General features: G+C 71.4%; 17 protein-coding genes. 7 read left to right on the plus strand and 10 right to left on the minus strand.

Features of this window, described 5'->3' with window-relative positions:
• Window positions 1-86 precede the first annotated feature (86 nt).
• Together ACWDSJ_RS18520 and ACWDSJ_RS18525 are read right to left on the minus strand one after the other, a co-directional pair.
• Window positions 87-1,466 (minus strand): FAD-binding protein, encoded by a 1,380-nt coding sequence (locus ACWDSJ_RS18520; protein ID WP_450033293.1) that lies wholly within the window; start codon window positions 1,464-1,466, stop codon window positions 87-89.
• 86 nt (window positions 1,467-1,552) lie between these two features.
• Window positions 1,553-2,854: a glycosyltransferase gene (locus ACWDSJ_RS18525; protein WP_450033294.1), complete on the minus strand. Its 1,302-nt coding sequence runs from the start codon at window positions 2,852-2,854 to the stop codon at window positions 1,553-1,555.
• Window positions 2,855-2,935: 81 nt separating this feature from the next.
• Between ACWDSJ_RS18525 and ACWDSJ_RS18530 the strand changes: the two genes are divergently transcribed.
• The 3 genes from ACWDSJ_RS18530 (at window position 2,936) to ACWDSJ_RS18540 (ending at window position 5,398) form a co-directional block, all read left to right on the plus strand.
• Complete coding sequence (locus ACWDSJ_RS18530) at window positions 2,936-3,583, plus strand: TetR/AcrR family transcriptional regulator (RefSeq protein ID WP_450033295.1); 648 nt, start codon at window positions 2,936-2,938, stop codon at window positions 3,581-3,583.
• Window positions 3,584-3,781: 198 nt separating this feature from the next.
• Window positions 3,782-4,318 carry a TetR/AcrR family transcriptional regulator gene (locus tag ACWDSJ_RS18535; RefSeq protein ID WP_387356697.1) on the plus strand — a complete coding sequence of 179 codons (537 nt, stop codon included), beginning with the start codon at window positions 3,782-3,784 and terminating at the stop codon, window positions 4,316-4,318.
• Between the two features lie 573 nt (window positions 4,319-4,891).
• A complete protein-coding gene (locus ACWDSJ_RS18540) occupies window positions 4,892-5,398 on the plus strand; it encodes a hypothetical protein (protein ID WP_450033296.1) in 507 nt (168 codons plus the stop codon).
• Between the two features lie 2 nt (window positions 5,399-5,400).
• On the opposite strand, the gene ACWDSJ_RS18545 is transcribed toward ACWDSJ_RS18540, so the two are convergent.
• From ACWDSJ_RS18545 to ACWDSJ_RS18560, 4 genes are all read right to left on the minus strand, one after another.
• Complete coding sequence (locus tag ACWDSJ_RS18545) at window positions 5,401-5,661, minus strand: helix-turn-helix transcriptional regulator (RefSeq protein ID WP_450033297.1); 261 nt, start codon at window positions 5,659-5,661, stop codon at window positions 5,401-5,403.
• A gap of 136 nt (window positions 5,662-5,797) precedes the next feature.
• Window positions 5,798-5,989, minus strand: a complete 192-nt coding sequence (locus ACWDSJ_RS18550; protein WP_450033509.1) for a hypothetical protein — start codon at window positions 5,987-5,989, stop codon at window positions 5,798-5,800.
• Entirely contained in the window at window positions 5,986-7,728 is a 1,743-nt protein-coding gene (locus tag ACWDSJ_RS18555; protein WP_450033298.1) for an ABC transporter ATP-binding protein, read from the minus strand. The genes ACWDSJ_RS18550 and ACWDSJ_RS18555 overlap by 4 nt, the downstream gene beginning before the upstream one ends.
• A complete protein-coding gene (locus ACWDSJ_RS18560) occupies window positions 7,725-10,277 on the minus strand; it encodes an ABC transporter ATP-binding protein/permease (RefSeq protein ID WP_450033299.1) in 2,553 nt (850 codons plus the stop codon). Before ACWDSJ_RS18560 ends, ACWDSJ_RS18555 begins: the two co-directional genes overlap by 4 nt.
• 220 nt (window positions 10,278-10,497) lie before the next feature.
• On the opposite strand from ACWDSJ_RS18560, the gene ACWDSJ_RS18565 reads away from it, so the two are divergent.
• Window positions 10,498-13,191, plus strand: a complete 2,694-nt coding sequence (locus ACWDSJ_RS18565; protein WP_450033496.1) for an ATP-binding protein — start codon at window positions 10,498-10,500, stop codon at window positions 13,189-13,191.
• 3 nt (window positions 13,192-13,194) lie between these two features.
• On the opposite strand, the gene ACWDSJ_RS18570 is transcribed toward ACWDSJ_RS18565, so the two are convergent.
• Window positions 13,195-14,811, minus strand: a complete 1,617-nt coding sequence (locus tag ACWDSJ_RS18570) for an ABC-F family ATP-binding cassette domain-containing protein (RefSeq protein ID WP_450033300.1) — start codon at window positions 14,809-14,811, stop codon at window positions 13,195-13,197.
• A 276-nt stretch (window positions 14,812-15,087) separates the two neighbouring features.
• Here ACWDSJ_RS18570 and ACWDSJ_RS18575 point away from each other — a divergent pair, with 276 nt between their 5' ends.
• Window positions 15,088-15,276 carry a (2Fe-2S)-binding protein gene (locus tag ACWDSJ_RS18575; protein WP_387356686.1) on the plus strand — a complete coding sequence of 63 codons (189 nt, stop codon included), beginning with the start codon at window positions 15,088-15,090 and terminating at the stop codon, window positions 15,274-15,276.
• 78 nt (window positions 15,277-15,354) lie between these two features.
• Window positions 15,355-15,837 carry a bacterioferritin gene (gene bfr, locus ACWDSJ_RS18580; RefSeq protein WP_387356684.1) on the plus strand — a complete coding sequence of 161 codons (483 nt, stop codon included), beginning with the start codon at window positions 15,355-15,357 and terminating at the stop codon, window positions 15,835-15,837.
• 23 nt (window positions 15,838-15,860) lie between these two features.
• Here the strand turns inward: bfr and ACWDSJ_RS18585 are convergent, their stop codons facing one another.
• Genes ACWDSJ_RS18585 through ACWDSJ_RS18595 form a run of 3 tightly spaced genes read right to left on the minus strand, consistent with a single transcriptional unit; the run spans window position 15,861 to window position 20,043 of the window.
• Window positions 15,861-16,814 carry a hypothetical protein gene (locus tag ACWDSJ_RS18585; RefSeq protein WP_450033301.1) on the minus strand — a complete coding sequence of 318 codons (954 nt, stop codon included), beginning with the start codon at window positions 16,812-16,814 and terminating at the stop codon, window positions 15,861-15,863.
• A complete protein-coding gene (locus ACWDSJ_RS18590; RefSeq protein WP_450033302.1) occupies window positions 16,811-18,325 on the minus strand; it encodes an amino acid adenylation domain-containing protein in 1,515 nt (504 codons plus the stop codon). Before ACWDSJ_RS18590 ends, ACWDSJ_RS18585 begins: the two co-directional genes overlap by 4 nt.
• Entirely contained in the window at window positions 18,322-20,043 is a 1,722-nt protein-coding gene (locus tag ACWDSJ_RS18595) for a condensation domain-containing protein (RefSeq protein ID WP_450033303.1), read from the minus strand. The genes ACWDSJ_RS18590 and ACWDSJ_RS18595 overlap by 4 nt, the downstream gene beginning before the upstream one ends.
• 75 nt (window positions 20,044-20,118) lie before the next feature.
• On the opposite strand from ACWDSJ_RS18595, the gene ACWDSJ_RS18600 reads away from it, so the two are divergent.
• Complete coding sequence (locus tag ACWDSJ_RS18600) at window positions 20,119-21,561, plus strand: GMC oxidoreductase (RefSeq protein WP_450033304.1); 1,443 nt, start codon at window positions 20,119-20,121, stop codon at window positions 21,559-21,561.
• The last annotated feature ends 2 nt before the right edge of the window (window positions 21,562-21,563 follow it).

Here is a 21,563-nt window from a genome sequence, read left to right on the forward strand (position 1 = left end):
CTTCACCTCGACCAACCACCCCACACCGTTAACACAACCAGCACATCGACTCACCCAAACCCACACAACCACTTACAGGACACGCCCTAGGCGGGAGTGGTCCGGCCGTTGGAGGACTCGGTTCGATTCGCCTCCAGTACCGAGTGATTGGCGTGGATCAGGTTGGTGGGGTCCCACTGGCGCTTCGCGGAGCGGAGGCGGTTCAGGTTGAGGCCGAACAGGTGGGCGGGGTCGGTGGGGGTTTCGGTGAAGCTTGCGGACGCGCGGTTGGAGCGGGCGGGGGTGATGGCGGTGGTCAGGGCTTCGAAGGCGGTTGTGGCGGCGGTGCGGGCCGCCGCGTGGGCGGTGACGGCCACGGCGAACAGGAGGGCTGTCGATCCGGCCGCTGGTCCCGCGAAACGGTCCAGGGCGCCGCCCAATTGGCGTAGTTCGACCGAGGTGAGGGTGGCGGCGGGGCCGGTGGTCACGGCGGATGCGAGGGCGTCCAGGACGTCGGCGGGGAGGTCGCGTAGTAGGGCGCTGTGGCCGAGGGCGGGGACGGGGGTCGGTGGGTCCATGTGCAGGGCGGCCAGGGCCGGTGGTGTCGCGGGGGCGAAAGTGTCTGTGTGGGGGGACAATTCGCGTAGGGGCGTCAGCAAGGTGTTGGCCTCGGCGGCGCTGGCCTGGATCACGGCCTCGATGACGGTGAAAGCGTGTCCGGCGAATTGCGTTGGGACGTCGGGGGTTTCGGGGAAGCGGAGGACGCGCGCTACGGAGGTCACCGTCTCAGGGGTCGTCGCCGTCCAGGTGTTCCAGGCCTGGAAGACCTCGCGGGCGGATGTCGCGGGCCAGAACAGCGCACCGGCGAACAGGTCTCCGAAGGCGTGCAGTCGCAGCGTGACCGCGGTGACGACGGCGATGTCCGCGCCGGAGAGCACCAGGTCGAACAAGTCCTCGCCCGGCCGGACGGTGCGCGAAACACCGTCTGCCGTAACCAGTTCCAGCTCGAGGACCGAGGCGGCGGCCGGGCCATGGGAGCGGGCGAACCAGCCGAGTCCGCCGCCGAGCACGAGACCGACCACGCCGACGCCGGGGGCGCAGCCGCCGATCGGGGCGAGTCCGGCGCTCGCCGCCGCGGCCGTGAGGTCGCCCCATCGGACTCCGGCGCCGACGCGGGCGCGGCGTTCGGCTGGATCGATGTCGATGTGGTCTATCGCGGTGGTGCGCAACAGGATCGAGCGGGAGAGGTCGCCGAGGGGACCGGCGTTGTGGCCCGTGGACTGGGGCGTCACCCGGACGCCGAGGGCGGCGGCCGTGCGCACGGCGAGTTCCACGTCGTGGCCGTTCGTCGCGGTGACGACGGCGAAGGGGTGTTGGTCGGCCAGCAGTTGCCAGGCGGTGCGTGCCTCGTCCCATGCCGGGTCGGCGGGGGTGGTCACGCGGCCGGGCAGGGCGGTGGTCAGGGCGTCGAGGGTGGCGGTGGTCATGATTCTCCGTGGCGTATTCGGGCAGGGGAGGTCGACCGATTCGCGGAACCGGTTGCGGCAGTGGTAAATCGACGGGGCGCGGGTGATCAGGACGGCTGCGACGCGGTGTCGCGCAGCGCGTCGGCGACGATGTCGTGGACGGCATCCGGGCCGGGAGACGTGCGGATCGCCGCACCGATCTCCTTGGCGCGCAAACGATATCGTTCGTCGGTCAGTAGGGTGCGCACGGCGGTGGCGATCCTGCGGGGCGGCGGAGTGTCGGTGCGCAGGTCGATGCCGACACCGGACCAGGACACCCGCGCGCTCACCTCGGTCTTGTCCTCGGTGCGACCCGCGACGACGATCGGCACGCCGTGCTCGAGCGCGTAGTGCACCCCGCCGTAACCGCCATTGGTGACGAAGACGTCGGTGCGCGGCAAAAGCTTGTCGTAGGGCAGGAATTCGGCGACGCGCACATTGGCGGGCAGGTCGCGCGGCAGGGTGTCGAGCGCGCGGCCGCCGGTGCTCACCACCACGGTGACGTTCTCGTCCGCGAGCGCGCGCACGGTGGGTTCGATCAGATTCCACGCGCCGGTGGCGACCGTGCCCTGGGTGACGTGCACGACGCGACGGCCGTCGTCCAGATCGCCCCACCACTCCGGCACGGGCACATCCGAAGGCCTCGAGCGAGCCACGGGACCGACGAAACGCACGGTCTCGGGCAGGCCCGCACGCGGGTACTCGAACTCGGGGACGGTGAACTGCACGAGCCGGTCGGCTCCGGCGGGCCAGTCCAGGAAGAACCGCTTCAGGCCGCGCCCGGTCTCGGCCCGCGCGATCTCGTCCGCGAAACGTTGCACCGGCGCGAAGACCCCTCGCTCCGCGCCGAGGGTGAGCACGGCGTTGCGCAGACGGCCCAGCCGACCCGGCAGCGGCTTGATGCCGAGACCGAAGGGGGCCACATCCGGATGTTTCAGGGCGAGCGGGAGAATGCCGAGATTCACCAGCAGCGGGCGTTCCGCGCGCGGAAGTCCGCTGAGCACCGCGGCGGCGGCGAACATGGACTCGGCGAGCACGGCGTCGGCCGGTTCCTGCGCGAGCGCTTGCCGCACCGCGCGCAGTTGCGCGGGCACCGGGCGAAGGAAGATCTCGATCATGTCGTAGCGAATGCCCGCGGGCCCCGACAGCCCGCGCCGACCCGGAAAGGCCGCGTCGATATCGCGATCGTCGTAGTCGGCCTCGGCCGGGAGCGGCAGGAAGTCCGCGCCGGTGGCCAGCACCTCGTCGCGGAACCGCCGCCCGGTCAGCACGCGCACGCGGTCCCCCGCCGCGATCAGGGCCTGCGCGACGGCCAGGAGAGGAGTGACATGGCTGCGCACCGGAGTGGCGGCGAGAAGTACGGAAATCATGTGCGGAGCTTCCGGAGAAGTAAGATTGATGACACCGCTGAAGTATTCACTACCCTGACGGGTTAGTCAATTAGGAAGTCGATGCCCGACAAGACCACTCCCCGCACCTACCGATCCGCCCTGCGCAGCGAACAGGCCGCCGCGACCCGCCGCCGCGTCCTCGAGGCCGCCGCCGCCTGCTTCGTGGAGAAGGGCTACAGCGGAACGTCATTGCCCGACATCGGAACTCGTGCGGGCGTGTCGACCGAGACCGTGAAGGCCAACGGCCCCAAACGCAATCTGCTCCTGGGCGCGTTCGAGCAGGCGTTCGCCGGTGCCGAGGGCGAGACGCCGGTGGCCGACAGCGAGGCCGCGGCCGGTATCACCGAGATCACCGACAACGACGAATTCCTCCGCGCCACAGCGGCTTTCGTCGCCGCGGCGAACGCCCGCACGAGTGTGCTGTGGACGGAGTTCCTGAGCGCGGCCACGACCGATCCGGCGGTGGCGGAGGCGTTGGACGGGCTGCTGGCCCGGCGGAAACAGGACTATCGCGGTGTCGTCGCGATGCTCGTCGAGCGCGGAATCGCCCATCCGGACACGGATATCGAGACCGGGGCCGATGAGTTGTCGTTCCTCTGGTCACCGGAGAGCCATCAGCAGTTGGTGTTGCAGGGTGGGTGGAGTATGGGGAGGTACGAGGAGTGGCTGGCGGGAGTGGTGGGGCGGCAGTTCGGGAGTCGGCGGTAGGGACTCCACCGCTCGCCGTCGCGGTTCCGCAAGCTCTACCCGGGCCCACCACGACGTCCCGGACGGTCGTCCTGACCTAGCATCGACGGTGTGGCGCCTGCTGAACAGCCTTCGGGACCGACTGCCGAATCGGGGGCGGGGGGTGGCCCGCGCCGGGGGACGAAGGGGAACGGGGCGCGGCGGGGGCGGACGACGCGATTGTCGTACGACGATTGGGTGGACGGGGCGTTGGCGTTGCTGGCTCGGGAAGGGGTGGGGGCGATTCGTATTCCGCGATTGTGTGCGGAACTCGGGGTCACCAAGGGCAGCTTCTATTGGCATTTCGATGACATCCAGCAGCTCATGGCGGCGATGGCCGATCGGTGGAGCGCGGTGCAGAGCGATGCCGTGCGGGCGCTCGGGGCGCTGGACTCGATTCCCGTCGAGCAGCGCATCGAGCAGATGACCTCACTGCTGGTCGATCAGAGCACCTGGATCGTCGAGGCGACGGTGCGGGAATGGGCCCGCACCGACGCCAAGGTGGCCGAGGCCGTCAAGGCGTTGGAGCGCAAGGTCTTCGACATCATGCAGCAGATCATGCTCGACCTCGGCTTCGACCAGACCCAGGCCCGCGTCCGCGCGGGAGCGATGGTCTACCTCGGCATCGGGCTCATCCACGGCCGCGACAGCATGCCGACGCCCACCACCGAGGAGGCGCAGGCGGTGATCAATCTGCTGCTCACCCCGCAGGCGTAGCGGTCTCGCCTAACGGAGTGTCAACGCGTCCGTTGACTTCTCGGCACGACATGCTCCGGCAGGAGACCAATGTGCTGCGGATGCGGATGCTCGGCGCGGAGGTGCGCGCGGTGGAGACGGGGCGGCGGCGGCTGAAGGACGATCCGGGCGTCGGTCCCGAACTGAGTTATCTCGAGGACTCCGGGCGCGTGCAGTACCGCACCGCCACCGACGCCACCGCCCTGCGCGGGATGCGTGCCCTCGCCCGCACCGAGGGCATCCTCCCCGCCCTCGAATCCGCCCATGCCGTCGCCATCTCGTGGAACTCGCCGAGCGGAACGACCTCGCGCCGGGCGCGCTGGTGCTGGTGTGCCTGTCCGGGCGCGGGGAGAAGGACCTCGCGGTGGCGGCGGAGGCGCTCGGGTTGGCTTGACCGCCAATGCATACGTGGACGACAATTCGCCGCGAGAACAGGTTCGCCGGGAGGTGTCCTACCACGCGGTGGAATTCCTGTCATCCGCACGACGGATGGTTCGTCGCCATTTCTTTTGCGATTCTGTTTCCCGGGAACGTCGAATGCACCCGGAGGAAGAAATGATGTACGACGGTAATAGATCCAAGACCGGTCGGTATTTCGCGGTGGTGGTCGCGCTCGCGGTGATCGGTTTCGGCGCGGCGGGCGCGAACGCCGCGCCGAACAGCGGGAGCGGGGGTAGCAGCGATACCGGTAGCGGCGGTACCGGCAGTTTCGGGACGGGCAGTTTCGGGGGTGGTCCCGGACAGTCGGCGCCGCCGACACAACACTGCAATCAGTCCACGAAATCCGGCGGGGCCGGGGTCACCGAGACGATTCATCAGCTGGGCCGCAGCGGGCCGACGTCATTCGTGCTGAGTTACGAGACCGAGAACATCCCGGACATGATCCAGGTGTTCTACGAAGGGGCTCAGGTCCTCAACACCGGCTACGTGGGCGACGACATCAACGAGGGCACCGGGTCGGCGCGGGTGACGCTGCCGGCGGGGACCGCGACCTCGGTGACCGTCCGGGTCACGGGCCCGGCCGACACCGTCTGGAGTTACGTCGTCCATTGCCCGGCGTGACATCAGATCTCGTCGAGGCCGATGTACCCGTCCTGCAACGCGCGGGCCAGCAGCGCCGCCTTGGTCGACGCCGGTCGGCCCGCGCGACTGTATTTCTCGCGAATTCGAGTGATATGGGTGTTCACCGTGCCCGGTGAAATGTAGAGGCGTCGACACACATCGCTCTTGGTGTCGCTGAGAATCCAGGCGAGCAGAACCTCGACTTCGCGACTGCTGAGCGTCGGTGTGGCGGGGGTGGCACAACCGTAGGTGAATTCGGGCACGGCACTTCCTGTTCCGAGAAAACCAACCGCGTCGCCGACCCCGGCTCGACCACGCATGCCGAGAATGCTACTCATTCGCCGGGCGGGCCGGACGATTACCGTCCGACACGCCCGGCGCTCCCGGAAAGAAGGGACTTTAGTCCCCCAGAATTTCGGCCAGCCGATGCCAGCGGCGATGCCGGTGCCGGAACATGAGCCGGACGAACAATCGCGTCGGCGCTCCCCGCCAGCCGTCGTCGATTTCGATCTCGTCGGTGTAGCGGCAGTGCCCGGCGTCGACGGGTTCGAAGATCAGGCGATGGTCGGGTGAGCGTCGCCATCGGTTCACCCCGCGGTCGCCGCGCCGATGCGCCAGTCGCTCGTGGCGTGCTGATGCCGCCAGAATTCGGCGAAACGCCCCTCGGCGGAGAGCAATTCGTCGATCGTGCCGTCCTCGACGACGCGGCCCTCGTCGAGGAACAGCACCCGGTCCGCGGTGCGGATGCTGGCCAGGCGATGGGCGACGATGACGCGGGTGCGCGGGACCGGGTCGGCGGTGAGGGCGCGCACCACGGCCGCCTCGTTCTCGGTGTCCAGCGCGCTGGTGGCCTCGTCGATGAGCAGGATCGGCGCCGGTTTGAGCAGGGCGCGGGCGATCGAGACCCGTTGCCGCTCACCGCCGGACAGGGCCGTGCCCGCCTCGCCCGCGCGGGTGTCCCAGCCGTCGGGCAGCCGCTCGGTGAGATCGTCGACGCGGGCCAGCGCGGCGACGGTGTCGAGGGATTCCGCGCTCGCCCCGGGATGTCCGGCGCGGACATTGTCGCGGATGGTCCCGTCGAACAGGTACGGATGCTGGAACACCACGCTCACCAGCGCGCGTCGCGTGTCGACATCCAGTGTGGCGCAATCGGTTCCGTCGACCAGGACGCTGCCGCTGGTCGGGGTGTGCAGTCCGGCCAGCAGCGCGAGCAGGGTCGATTTCCCGGAGCCGGAGGGGCCGACGATCGCGGTGGTGGTGCCCGCCGCGAGGGTCAGATCGATGCCGTCGAGCACGGGCGCGTCGTCGCCGTAACGGAAGCCCACACCGCGCAATTCGATCCGTGGCGCGGTGTCCGGCCGGACGGACGCGTCGCCGCCGACCTGACCGGGTGCGGCGATCACCGCGCCCAGACGGCCCAGAACCATTGCGGCCGTTTCGATTCCGGGGGCGAGCTCACTGAGCGTGGTGAACGCCTCCAGATACCGGGCGATGACGACGATGAGCGCGACCGCCTGCGCCACCTCGAGGTCGCCGCGCACGGTGAGCGCGGCCGTGGTCCCGGCCAGCACCACCAGCGCGATCTGACTGGCGAGGGTGAACAGCAGCTGTCCGGGGATCTGCATGAACAGCACCCGCACGGTCGCGGCGTGCTGGGCGGCGAGCGCGGCCCCGGCGTGGCTGCGGGCGGGTTCGACCCGGCGCGCGGCGCGCAGAGCCGGTTGGGTGCGGGCGAATTCGATGAGGCGTTCGGTGAGCGCGCTGTTGCTCTCCGCGGCGACCCGATCGGCCCCGCGCCCGGACCGCCCGGCGGCCCAGAAGGCCCCCAACAGCACCGGAACCCCGGCCAGCGCCGCCAGCCCCAGCGGCCACGCGAACGCGAACAGCGCGATCGCGATGGCGATCGGCAGCAGCACCGCACCCAGCAGCGGGGTGACCAGATAGATGACCACGCCGACCAGATCGGGTCCGGTGGCGGCGATGGCCTGCCGCGCGGTGGCCACATTGTCGGCGGTGAACCAGGTCAGCCGGGTACCGGCGAGCTGATCGGCGACGCGGTGCTGGGCGTGGTCGAGCAGTCCGAAACCGAGCCCGAAACCGAGGCGGGACACCACCGCGTCGATTGCCCAGCCCGCCACGGTGACCGCGGCCAGCGCGCCCAGCCACGGCCACGCGTCGGCGGGCCGGTCGCCGAACAGCGCGCCGATCAGCGGGACCAGCAGCACGGCGCCGGCCGCGCGCAGCGCGACGCCGACGACGGTCAGCGCGAGGTGAATCCCGAAGGCGCGGCGGCTGTTCGGGGGCAGCAGGGCCAGCAGGGTGCGGATCATCGGAGCGCCTCCTCGGCGGTGCGGGCGTCCCAGAGGCGGCGGTAGCGGCCGTCGCGGGCGAGCAGTTCGTCGTGGGTGCCGGTCTCGGCGATCGCGCCGCGCTCGAGCACGACGATGCGGTCCGCGGCGGTGATGGTGTGCAGCCGGTGGGCGATGACCAGCACGGTGCGTCCGGCGGTGAGCCGGTTGAGGGCTTGCTGCACCTGGTATTCCGATTCGGGGTCGGCGAAGGCGGTCGCCTCGTCGAGCACGAGCACCGGGGTGTCGGCGAGAAGCGCGCGGGCGATGGTGAGGCGTTGGCGTTCGCCGCCCGACAGCGCCGCGTCCGCGCCGAGAACCGTGTCGTAGCCGTTCGGCAACCGCAGGACGCGGTCGTGGATGTGCGCGGCGCGGGCCGCGGCCACGATCCGCTCGTCGGTGGCGTCGGGGACCGCGAGCGCGATGTTCTCCCGCACGGTGCCGCGCACGAGTTGGGTGTCCTGGATGACGAATCCGACGCGGCGGTACAGCTCGTCGGCGGTCAGCTCGCGCACGTCGCGCCCGCCGACGCGGAGGGCGCCGTCGTCGATGTCGTGGAAGCGGGCGAGCAGGGCGGCCAGTGTGGATTTGCCGGAGCCGGACGGGCCGACGAGCGCGGTGACCGTGCCGGGTTCGAGGGTGAGGGAGACGTCGCGGATCACCGGGACGCCCGCGCGGTAGGAGAAGGTGACGCGGTCGAACTCGACCGTGCCCGGATGTGCCTGCGCGGCAGCGGTTTCCGGGTTCTCACGCACGGTGAGTTCGGGTTCGTCGAGGGTGACCTGGAGACGGCGGGCGGCGAGCAGGCCGGTACGCAGGCCACCGAGGCCGTAGCCGACGCCGAGCAGCCGCGCACCGAAGGTGGTGCCCAGCAACAGGAACGGCAGCAGGGTCACCGGCCGCATCCCGCCGGAGGTGACGAACAGGGTGCCGAATCCGGTGATGAGCAGCAGGAACGTCGCCGGACGGGTGGCGAGGTCGATGAGGGTCTTCTTGCCCGTGAACGGGCGCTGCCAGTCGTCGAGGAAGCGGATGTACTCCCCCAGCCGCGCCCGGAACGGCGAGGCCGCCGCCCCGCCGAACACGCGGATCACCGGCTGGCCGTCCAGATAGGCGGCGGCCTCGGTGTTCATCCGCTCGGCCCAGCGCGCGGCCTGCGCGGTGCGCGGCCCGGACTGCACGACCATGATCGCGGTGGTCACGATGTACACCAGCACCGGCACGAAGAGCAGCAGCGCCAGCCGCCAGTCCACCGCGAACAGGTAGACCAGCACCGCGAGCGGGGCGACGACCGCGGCCACCGCGTCGGGCACGGCGTGGGTGACCAGATAGTGCAGGGCGAGGGTGTCGTCCTGGACGATCTGCTTGACCTGCCCGGAGCCGCGAGCGGTGAACCAGCCCAACGGGACTCGCGACAGCTTCTCGAGCAGTCGCCGGCGCAGGGCGCGGGCGAAGCGGGCGTCGACGGCGTGCGTCCACAGCATGAGCGCCGAGCCCAGCAACGCGCCCGCGCCGAGCACGCCGATCGCCCAGCCGCCGACGGCCCACAGCTCGGCGGCGGGAGCGCCGTCGAGAATGCGGCGCGCCAGCTCCACCAGCAGCACGTAGGGCGCGAGCTGGACGAGGGTGATGATCGCCTGCAAGACGCCCACGGCCACGAGGGTCGGTTTCAGCGGGGCCAGCAGCCGGCCCGCGGCCTGGGCGCGCCAGCGGCCCTTCGCCGGGACAGGTTGTGCGGCAAGGGGTTCGGCGGCCGGTTCCGCCGGAACCTCTTCGGTGGTGGTCGCGCGCAGGGTGCCCATGGCGCGGCCGTAGTACCAGTACGCCTGCGCGTGCACCTCGGATTTGGGGAAGCCGAATTCGTCGCGCAGCCGGGTGCGGAGGTGTTTGAGCGAGCCCGATTCCGGGGCGACCCAGGCGTACCAGTCCGACCAGTCGCGGGCCTCGAGCGCGGCCGCGAGCGAACCGGGACCGCGGCGGGGCACCCAATGGGTGTGCAGCAGAGGGTGATCCGGCAGCGGGATGAGCCGGTCGGTCTCGTCGTGTTCCTCGAGGTACAGCTCGACGGGCACGTCCGCGGGGATCACCGCGAGAATGGACGCGAGGGCGGGCATGGCCGCGGCGTCGCCGATGAGCAGGTATCCGGCCGGGGGTTCGTCCGGAACGGTGAACGGGGCGGAGCCCATCGATGTCACCGCGATCGTGTTGCCCGGCCGCGCGTCCTGCGCCCACAGGGTCGCGGGCCCGGCCGGTTCGTGGATGACGATGTCGATCGCGAATTCGCCCGTGGCGGGGTCGGACTCCGAAAGGGTGTACGCCCGTTGATGTTCGGCGTCCCCACCGTCCGGGTCGGGGAACCAGAACCGCAGCCACGCGGCCGGTCCGGGTACCACGTCCTCGAACAGTGTCGGCGATGTCATCCGCACCCGCAGGTACCGCGGCGCCAGCAACCGCGTCGCGACGACGGTCGCGACATGATCGCGCGCGCCGAAGCCCCGCAGCACCGCGCCCTGAAAACCCCGCCGTGCCATCAGAATTCCTCTCCTGCCGCGGACGGCTCCGCGACGATCTCGGTCCGGGAGTCGCCGCCCCTCGCCCCGAGGTCGCGCCCACCAACTAAGGGCAGACTAACCTTATTTCGATCCGCGGGCAACGGCGTCGGGGCGGCCGGGACCAGCGAACTTCGCGCGGATAGGTTCGGTAGGGTCGCGAAAGGTCCGTTGACTTTCGGGGCCGGAGGAGGCGTGGGTGATGGTCGTCGGGCGGGAGAGCGAGCTCGAGGAGTTGCGGGCGTTGGTGGACCGGCCCGGGGAGCGGGCGGGGGTGCTCGTTCGGGGGGTGGCGGGGATCGGGAAGTCGGCGTTGGTGGGTGAGGTGGTGGCGGGGCTTGCGGGGGTGCGGGTGTTGCGGACTGTGGGGGTGGAGGGGGAACGGCAGTACGGGTATGCGGGGTTGCAGCGGTTGTTGTATCCGGTGCGGCGGGAGTTCGGGCGGGTGGTGGGGCGGCAAAGTGACGCGCTCGCAAGGGCTTTCGGGGTGGTGGAGGGGGAGCCGTCGGGGTATCTGGTGGGGTTGGCGACGTTGTCGTTGTTGTCCGAGGTCGCCGAGGAGCGGCCGGTGCTGGTGGTGGCCGAGGATGTGCAGTGGCTGGACGAGGCGAGTGCGGAGGTGCTCGCGTTCGTGGCGCGGCGGGTGGCGGAGGAGCCGATCGTGGTCGTCGCCACCGTGCGGGACGGGGCCGAAACACCCTTGGCGGACGCGGGATTGGGGTCGATGCGGCTCGGGCCGTTGACCGAGGACGAGGCGGCCGTGGTGGTGGCGAAGACGGCGGCGGAGGCGCCGGAGGCGGTCCGGCGGCGGATCGTGGCCGAGGCGCACGGCAATCCGCTCGCATTGGTCGAATTGCCCAGAGCCCTGGGCGATCTCGCGGAACTTCCGGCGACGCTGCCGCTGACCGAACGGCTCGAACGGGCCTTCGGCGCGCGCGGGGCCGCGCTGCCCGCCGCCACCCGGACGGCACTGCTGGTGGCCGCGCTGGCCGACGGCGACTCGCTGACCGAAATCCTCTCCGCCACAAGCGGACTCGTCGGCGAGAAAGTCGACGCGGGTATTCTCACGCCCGCGGTCGACGCCGGACTCCTCACGGTCGCATCCGGGACGGTCGCCTTCCGCCATCCCCTCATGCGGTCGGCGTCGGCCACCGCCGCGACCGCCGAGGAGCGCGCCCGCGCCCATCGCGCCCTCGCCGACACCCTCGCGGATCACCCCGAGCGACGCGCGTGGCATCGCGCCGCCGCGGCGACCGGACCCGACGAGCCGGCGGCCCGCGACCTCGAGGACGTCGCCGAACGATCCCGGCACCGCGGCGCGGGAGTCGCCGCGCTCGAACGGGCCGCCGACCTCAGCGAGACCCCGGCCCGCCGGGCCGACCGGCTGCTGCGAGCGGCCGAACTCGCCGTGGACGCCGGCCGCCGCGACACCGCCGAACGGCTCGTGCGCGCCACCCGCGACCTGCCCACCACACCGGAACAGGACGCCACCGCCGCGTGGCTGCTCAGCGGCTTCGACGACGGCGTCCGCGAAAGCCCTTCGCGCATCACCGAATTGGCGAACCTCGCCGCGAGAATCGCCGCCGACAAACACCCCGACGCGGCCCTGCGGATCCTGTGGGGCGCGGCCATGCGCTGTTTCTGGATCGAACCCGGACCCGACACCCGCCGCGCGCTGCTCGACGTGGCCGACGGCCTGCCCTTCCCCGAGGACGATCCGCGCCTGGTCGCCGTGCGCGCCTATGTCGCGCCGTTCGAACGCGGCACCTCGGTGATCGAGCACCTGCGGGCGCGCACGGCGCTGACCGGGCGCGATCCCGAGGTCGATCGATTCTCCGGCAGCGCGGCCCTACAGGTCGGCGCGTTCGATCTGGCCGCGCGCTTCTCCGGTGCGGCCGCCCCGCTGTTCCGCGACGACGGTCGGCTCGGACTGCTGCCGCGCGCGCTGTCGGTGCGGGCGTGGAGCCTGGCCCGGCTCGGCGATCTCGCCGCCGCGGCCCCGGCCGCCGCCGAGGCCGCCGACCTCGCCCGGGAGACCGGACAGCCCTTCATGCGCGGGCTCGCCGTCGCGGTGCAGGCCGAAATCGCCGCGCTGCGAGGCGATTACACGCGGGCCGCGACCCTCGCCGACGACGCCGAACGGATCGGACTGGCCGCGGGCGCGCGCCCGGTGCTGGCCACCGTGCGGCTCGCGCGCGGGCTGGCCGCCCTCGGCGAGGGCCGCTACGACGACGCCTTCGCCGACCTGCGCCGCCTCCACGATCCGCGCGACCCCGCCCACTCCCCCGCCCTGCGCGCCTACTTCCTGGGCGACCTCACCGACGCCGCGATCCGCGCGGGACGGGCCGACGCGCTGCGCGACCTGCTCGACGGCCTCGAACCGGTGGTGGCGACCACCTCCTCCCCTGCCCTGCACATCGGCTGGCGCTACGCGCGGGCACTGCTCGCCGCCGACGCCGAACCGCACTTCACCGAGGCGCTCGCGGCGGATCTGACGGACTGGCCCGCCGAACGCGGGCGGCTGCACCTGGCCTACGGCGAATGGCTGCGGCGGCAGCGCCGGATCGTGGAATCCCGCACCCAATTGCGCACGGCCCGTGAGGTTTTCGACGCGCTCGGCATCGCCGCGGGCAGCGAACGGGCCCGGGTGGAGCTGCGCGGCGCGGGCGAGTCCAGCCCGAACCGCGACCCCGACGCCCGCGACCGCCTCACCCCGCACGAACTGGGCATCGCCCGGCTGGCCGCCCAGGGGCTGACCAACCGGGAGATCGGGCAACGGCTGTATCTGTCGCACCGAACCGTCAGCACCCACCTGCACCGCATCTTCCCCAAACTCGGGGTCAGCTCCCGCACCGACCTCGCCACCCTGTTGCCGCCCGACGAGACGCACGGCTGACGGTCAGGAGAGCTCGTCGAGCGAGCCGCGTCGGCGCAGGTGACCGTCGCCGCCGAGTTCCAGCACGGTGTCGATGCCCAGCCGGGTCAGGAACGGGTGGTCGTGGCTGACCACCAGGATCGCGCCGCGATAGTCCGCGAGCGCCTCCACGAGCCGGTCCACACTGGCGATGTCGAGATTGTTGGTGGGCTCGTCGAGGATCAGCAACTGGGCGGGTGGATCGGCCAGCAGCAGGCGGGCCAGGCACACCCGGAACCGCTCCCCGCCGGACAGCGTGGACACCGGCCGATCCGCGCTGTCGCCGCGCAGCAGCAGGGGGGCGAGCTGATTGCGAATGGTGGCGGGCGGGATCGCGGGCGCCACGGCGCGCACATTGTCCACCGCCCCGGCGTGCTCGTCGAGACCGTCCAGACGCTGCGGGAGATAGCCCACGCGGTCGGTGAGCAGCGTGCCGGTCACCCGGCCGGGCACGGAAGTCCGTGTGCCGAGCAGGGTTTCGATCAGGCTCGACTTCCCCGAGCCGTTGGGTCCGGCGAGCGCGACGCGTTCGGGGCCCTGGATGACGAAAACGCTGTCACCGTCCCGCAATTCGGCGATCCTGCGCCCGCGTGGCACGTCCGGATCGGGCAGGTCGAGATGGATGTGCTCCTCGCGGCGTACCCGGGATTCGGCGTCGTCGAGGATCTGCTGGGCGGAACGTACCTTGGCGTCGAGTCCGGTGCGCAGGGCGCCCGCGGAGTTCTGCGCCCGGCTCGCCCGGTTGCCCGCGAGGATGCGCGGGATACCGCCGTGCTGTTGGGTGGCGCGCGCGGTGCGTTCGCGGCGGGCGAGTTTGGTCTCGGCCTCGATACGCTGGCGTTTCTCGGTCCTCAGCGTCTGTTCGGCGGTTCGGGCGGCCTGCACCGCGGCGGCCTGCCGCTCGTCGAAGTGCCGCTTCCAGGCGCTGTAGGGGCCGCCGAACACCTCCAGTTCCGCCGCGTGCAGTTCGGCGGTGGCGTCGGTGTGTTCGAGCAGTTCCAGATCGTGGCTGACCACGATCAGGGTGCCCGGCCAGTCGTCGACGAACGCGGTCAGCTGGGCGCGGGTGGCCCGGTCCAGATTGTTGGTCGGCTCGTCGAGCAGGGTGATCGGGGTGCGCCGCACCCGCAGCCCGGTGATCGCCGCCAGCACCGCCTGCCCGCCGGAGATCTCGCCGACGCCGCGGTCGAGATCGGTTGCGGCGAAACCGATCTCGTGCAGCGCCTCGTCGGCGCGGGCCTCGATGTCCCAGTCGTCGCCGACCGTCTCGAAGTGCCGCTCGTCGGTGTCGCCCGCCTCGATCGCGCGCAGGGCGGACAGTGTCCCGGCGATGCCGAGCAGGTCGGCGAGAGTCGCGTCCCGGCCGAGGGTCAGGGTCTGCGGCAGGTAGCCGACCTCGCCCGCCACCTCGACGCGACCCGAGGTGGGGGTGAGCAAACCCGCGATCAGCTTCAGCAGGGTGGATTTCCCGGCCCCGTTGCGGCCCACCAAACCCGTTGTGCCGGTGGTGAACACGCCGTTCAGGCCGGACAGCGCGACGGTGCCGTCGGGCCATTCGAAGGTGAGGTCGCGCAGGGTGATCGGCGCATGCGTGGACGCCATGATGATGAAACTCCTTGTGCCCGGGAGGGAAAACGATGATGCGGAATCCCGATGCGAAGGACGCGCGGCGACGCGGCGATTCATCACACAGGGATGAACGCCCGACCCGGGACGCCGCCTTCGATCAGGCGGCTAGCGTCTGTCGACCTCGATGAGCACCCCGTCACCTTAGCAGGGGCTGGACCTCGGGCCGCCGAGATGCTTCAATAAGGAGAGCCTTACCTGGTTTAGGTGAGGCTAGCTTGCCAGAGTGACCCCGTCCTAGCGAGGCCGACCGTGTACGTGTGTATCTGCAACGCCGTCTCCGAGACCGACGTGCACAGCTGCGTGGCCGCCGGTGCCTGCTCGATGAAACAGGTCAAGGCGCGCTGCGGTTGGCAGAGCGGCTGCGGCAACTGCACCCGCCGGTTGGCCGAGGTGATCGGACAGGCCCGCCTGTCCCTGCGGACCGAGACGGCCGCCTGACCTGGATAGGTAATCCTTGGCGTAGATAGGTCGACCTTCGCGGGCGGCCGTTTTCCACGATGTGAAACGATCTGGCCCATGGAAGGCGACAAGGACATCATCGGCCTGCTCAACGAGCAGCTCACGGCCGAACTCACCGCGATCAACCAGTACTTCCTGCACGCCAAGATGCAGGAGAACTGGGGCTTCACCAAACTCGCCAAGCACACCCGCTACGAGTCCATCGACGAGATGAAGCATGCGGAGGTGCTGACCGACCGCATCCTCTTCCTCGAGGGTCTGCCGAACTACCAGAAGCTGAACCCGCTGCGCATCGGGCAGACGGTTCCCGAACAGCTGAAGGCCGATCTGCAGATCGAGATGGAGGCCGTCGAGCGGCTCCGCCGCGGCATCGACCTGATGCGTTCGCGCGGCGATGTGACCTCCGCCCGGATCTTCGAGTCGATCCTCGAGGACGAGGAGAGCCACGTCGACTATCTGGAGACCGAACTCGACCTGCTGGAGAAGCTCGGCGAGCCGCTGTATCTGCAGCGCTACACGGATACGCCGGAAGGCGACTGAGTTCGCGCCGGTGGCGCGGTTCGTCAGTACCGCGCCACCGGATGCGGGGTGCCGTGCAGGTCTCGATAGCGGTCGAGCGCGGCCGCGCACCCGGACCGCCAGGTGTCCAGCAGGGTGCGGACCGTGGCGGCGGGCAGGCCGATCGAGGTCAGGCGGCGCGCCAGCGAGTTCTCCGCGAATTCCCAACGCGCGCGCAGGGTTTCGGCCCGTTTGACGGCGAGCATCGACAGCCGGGGCGCGGCGTCGGCGGTGCGCGGATCGACCATCGTCTCCGCGGCGGTGGGCAGATGCCGCAGCAGCGCGCCGACGACGGTGTCGCCGAACCCGTTTCGCACCCCGGCGCGCAGCGCCAGCACACCGAAGTTCACGTGCCGCGATTCGTCGCGGGCCACCCCCAGCAGGCCGCGGTGCAGCGCCGCGGTCGCGGCCGAGTCCCGCGCCATGCGCAGCAGCCCGTGCAGTCCGGTCATCGCGACGGTGCCCTCGACGAGCAGGTGGTAGACCGCGACCGCCTCGTACCAGCGGTGCACGTCGTCGGGCCGGAGCCGGACCGCGTCGGTGGTCCGGGCGAGGACGTCGTCGAACAGCGAACCGGCGCGGTGGCTTTCGACGGCGGCGCGGGTGGTGAGCCCGGCGTCCACGAGCGCGGTCAGGTAGGTCCGGAAGAACAGCGCGTGCCGCGCCTCGTCGGCGACCTGCGTCGCCAGGTACAGCTGATAGTCGCTCGTGGGGGCGGCGTAGACGATCGGCGCGAGGGTGCGCGTCACGGCCAGCTCACCCTCGGAGAAGCGGGCGAGCGCGGCGATCACCCCGGCGCGGACGTACCGATTGATCCCCGGCCAGCCCGCCAGATCGGCCGCGAGGTCGAGGTCCCGGATCCGCCAGTGCTGGGCCTCCCAGCGGTGATACAGGTCCACCGGGGACACCGGATCGTCGTCGCCGTTCTCCAGGGCGGTGAGCACCGCGTCGTCGGTCATGTCCGGCTCCTCGTCCGTTCGGGGGGATCCGCGCCCAGACGCCGGTCCACGAACGAGCGCAACGTCGCCGCGTCGAGTTTCCCGCTCGGCAGCGTCGGCAGGGTGTCGGCGAACAGCAGGCGCGCGGGCCGCAGATACGGCGGCAGCAGTTCGGCCAGGTGGCGGCGCAGCTCCAGATCGGTGACCTCGGCCGCCGCGACCACGACGCCGACGATGGTGTCGCCCCAGCCCTGCGCGTCGGTGACGACGACGGCCGCCCGCGCGACGGCGGGGTGCGCGCACAAGGCGTGCACGATGTCGCCGGGTTCGACGCGGTAGCCGCGGATCTTCACGTAGCCGCCGGCGCGGCTGATGAATTCGTAAGCGCCGGGCGCGGTTTCGCGCACGAGGTCGCCCGTGCGGTACATCCGTCCGAGGGCGGGATCGTCGACGAAACACGCGCGGGTGCGGTCGGGGTCGCCGCGATATCCGGCGGCGAGGCCGGGGCCGCCGATGCACAGTTCGCCGATCCCGTCGGCGGCGGGGGCGGGCAGATGCAGCCGGACGTGCGGGAGGGCGTGGCCGATGAGCGAGCGGCGTTCGGCGCGAATGTCGTTCGCGCGGATGCGGTGGCCGCTGGCGTAGACGGTCGCCTCGGTGGGGCCGTACAGGTTCCACAGCTCGAGCCGCCCGGCGTCGGCGGCGTGTGCGAAGGGGGTCAGCGTGGCGAAGTCGAGGCGCTCCCCGGCGATGAGCAGGCGGCGCAGGCGCGGCGGAAGCCCCTGCGCCGCACAGTGATCCGCCAGCATCCGCACCGCGGTCGGGGTCTGGCACAGCACCTCGACACCGTGGTCGGTGAGCAGGGCGTGGGCGTGGCGGGCGTCGGCCTGGGCGCGGGCGGGGAGAACGACCAGTCGCGCGCCGACGGTCAACGGCCGCCACATCTCCCACATGGAGATGTCGAAGGTGAACGCGTGCACCCCCGCCCAGACCTCGCCGGGGCTGGCCGAATCCCACTGCGCCGCACCGGCGAGCAGCGCGAGCAGACCGGCGGCGGTGACGTCGACGCCCTTGGGCACGCCGGTCGACCCGGAGGTGAACAGCACGTAGGCGAGCGGCGACGGCGTGACCTCGGTCCCGCTCTCCACCGCGGCCGCGGTCTCCGAAACATGCACACGGACAAGGCCACTCGCGGTGGGCGCGCCGGTGTCGTCGACCACCGCGTGTGCGGCGTTCGAGATCCGCACGATGTGCTCGACGCGGCGGGCGGGAGCGCCGGGTTCCACCGGGACCGGTGTGCCCCCGGCGGCCACCACCGCCAGGATGGCGACGACGGCGTCGACGGTCCGGTCGGCGCACACCAGCACGCTGTCCCCGGTGCCGACGCCGCGCGCCCGCACGGTCGCGGCGAGGCGGACGCAGTGGGCCGCCAGCTGGGCGTAGGTGTAGGAGCGAGTGCGGTCGCACAGGGCTGGACGGTGGGCGTGGCGTTCGGCGGTGCGCAGGAAGACCGACCACGGCGACGCGGTCACGAGCGGATCCGGGGCGTCAGCTCGGCGACGGTCGGCGCGTCGAAGATATCGCCCAATTCGATCTCCACGCCGAGGGTTTCGTGGATGCGGGCGATGAGCCGGATGGCCATGAGGGAGTGTCCGCCGAGCGCGAAGAAGTTGTCCTCGAGGCCGACCTCGGGCAGCCCGAGCACCTCGGCGAACAGGGTGCGCACCTGGGCGGCGACCGGATCGTCCACCGGCACCGGGACGGTCGTCGCGCTGGGCGCGGCGGGTTCGTACTCGAGGTCGCCGTCGAAGGTCCAGCGGGCGCGCCGACCGGCGGAGACCGATTCGGCGGAGGAGCGCACGGTGCCGTAGACGCCGACGGGGGCCGGTTGTCCCGCGGCGTCGACGATGAGCGTGTCGCGCTCGAGCAGGTCCGCCCGTTCGGCGTCGTCCAGGAGGGTGAGGCCGCCGATCGTCTCCGGGAGGGTTTCAGTGAATCGGTCGAGCACCCGGCCCAGATGGCGCGACAGCTGCCGAATCCGCCTGTGGTCGAACAGGTTCGCGTCGTGGATCCAGTACAGCCGCAGGTGGTCCGGGTATTCGCGGGCGTGCAGTTCCAGATCGAAGCGGGCGCGGTTGTCGGCGATCTCCATCGGTTCCGCCCGCACCTCGCCCAGGGTGAGGGGGCGATCGTCGGCGGTCTGATGGGCGAGCAGAACCTGGAACAGCGGGGTGCGGTCGGAGCGGCGGTGCGGCGCGACGGCCTCCACGACGTGGTCGAACGGGGTGTGCTGGTGCCGGTACGCCGCCAGGGTGGTGCGGCGGACCTCGCGCACGAACTGCGCGGGCGCGAGGCCGGGATCGACGTTCACGCGCAGGACGAGGGTGTTGACGAAGAATCCGACCACCGGTTCCCATTCGGCGCGGGTGCGGCCGGCGATCGGGGAACCGATCGTGATGTCGCGGTCGCCGCTGTAGCGGGACAGCAGCACGGACAGGGCCGCGAGCAGGATCATGTAGCCGGTCGCGCCGACCTCCGCGCCGAATCGGCGCAGCCCGGTCAGCGTCGTCGGGCCGATGTCGGTGCGCAGCACGGCGGCCGTGGGCGCTTGCACGGGCCGTCGAGGGCGATCGCCGGGCAGGCCGGTGGGGTCGCCGAGTCCGGCGAGCCGGTCGGTCCAATAGTCCACGCCCGCAGGGGGTTCCGCGCGCTGGGCGCGGGCGTACTCGCCGTAGGTCGTCGGGATCGGCGGCAGGGCGGGGTCCGATCCGGTCGTGAACGCGCCGTAGGCGGTGGCCAGCTCGCGCCACAGGATCGCCTGGGACCAGCCGTCGGAGGCGATGTGGTGGGTGGTGAGGATCAGCACGTGATCGTGCGGGGCGAGGCGCAGCAGCCGGGCCCGCAGCAGTGGTCCGGCCGCGAGGTCGAAGGGGCGTTCCCATTCCTCGGCCAGCGCGGCGCGCACCCGTTTGTCGGTATCGGGGTCGGGCAGGCCGGTCAGGTCCTCGACGGGGAGCGCGACCTCGGGGACCGGTCCGGCGCGCTGCACGGGAGCGCCGTCGACGAGTTCGATTCGGGTGCGCAGACTTTCGTGGCGTTCGAACAGCAGCCGCACCGCGTGCGCGAGGGCCGACTCGTCCAGGGCGCCGCGCAGTCGCCGCGCCTCCGGGATGTGGTATTCGCAGCTGTCGCCGTGCAGTTGGTGCAGGAACCAAAGTCGTTGCTGGCCAAAGGACAACGGTGCGTACACAGCGATCTCGCCCCCCTGAAGCGAACCGGATCGGCATCGCCGCGGCGACGCGCGCTCATGAGTCACTATAGGCGAATGGCAGTTCGTTCGACAGCCGATGTCGTGGTGATCGGGCACGGATTGACCGGCGCTGTGGTCGCCAGGACATTGCGCGACGCGGGCGTCGAGGTGCTGATTGTCGATGGGGGAACACAGTTTTCGGCGCGACCCGCCACGCACCTGCGCAATCTCGCCGTGTGCCGGACCGACCGCGCGCTCTACGCCGAGCTGGTCGCGGCGTTGCTGCGCCCGGTGTCCGTACCCCCGGCGCAACGGGTGGTCGGCGGCGCGGCCGTGCCGGGGATGCCGGACGGCCGCGGCGTCAACCGGGCGCAACGCCCCGACCGCGCTCTGCCCGCGGCGCGCGCGACGGCCACGCTCGGCGGGATGAGTACGCTGTGGAATTGCCTTGCGCCGCGCCCGAATCCGGATCTGGAATGGTGGCCCGGCCTGGCGGTGGCCGAGTGGACCCGGCTGTTCGAGCGGGCCGAGGATCTGCTCGGGGTGGGCACCGACCTCGCCGGCGCTTCGCGACGGCACGCGTATGTGCTGAAAACCCTTGGCGAACAGGGGCTCATCACGCGGCACATCCCGGTCGCGGCGCGGGTGACGGACGCCGGGATCCGGTGGACGGGGCCCGCCGAGGTCGTGGGAGACGCGCCGATAACGCTGCGCCGGTGCGTGATTCGCCGTCTTCTCCGGTCGGGTGAGCGGATCACCGGGGTGGAGGCCATCGATTTGCCGAGCGGCGAAGCGGGCACGATATCGGCGGACGCGTTCGTCGTCGCGGCGGGACCGCTGCGGACCCCAGCGCTGCTGCACGCCTCGAATGTGGTGCGCGACAACGCGAATCTCGGCCGCTACCTGTGCGATCACCCGCTCGCCCACACCCAGGTCCTGCTCGATCCGGATCTACGCGAGAACGGGGCGGGGGTGTTCGTGGAAACGCCGCGCACCGCGGACCGCCCGTTCCACGGGGTGCTGCTGTCCGACGGCCACGACAGCGCCGTCCTGGAGGGCGGCGTCGACGACCGCCTGCTGGTGTCGCTGTACTGGTACTGCGCGCTCGCGCCGCGCTACGACAATCGTGTCGTATTCCACGGCGGGGCAAGCGATTCGCTCGGTTCGCCGCAACCGACCCTGGAGTACGCCCTCGACGCATCCGACCGGGCGATCACCGCCGCCGCGCTGGCCGATCTGCGGGCCGTGGCCGCGCCGCTGGGGCCGACGCTGCCGGTCGGCCCGCCCCGGCTGACGAGCCCGGGGACCTCCCAGCACATCATGGGCACGACGCGGATGGGCGCCGACGACCGCGACAGCGTCGTCGACGACCGCGGGCGGGTGTGGGGCACCCGGAATCTGTATCTGGCGGGCACCGGCCTGATCCGCGGGGCGACCGCGGCGAACCCCACCCTGACCGCGTGCGCGCTCGCGGTCCGGACCGCGGAATCCATTGCGCGCCCGGCCCGCACGACGTAGCG

The organism is Nocardia sp. NPDC003482 (assembly GCF_053588115.1).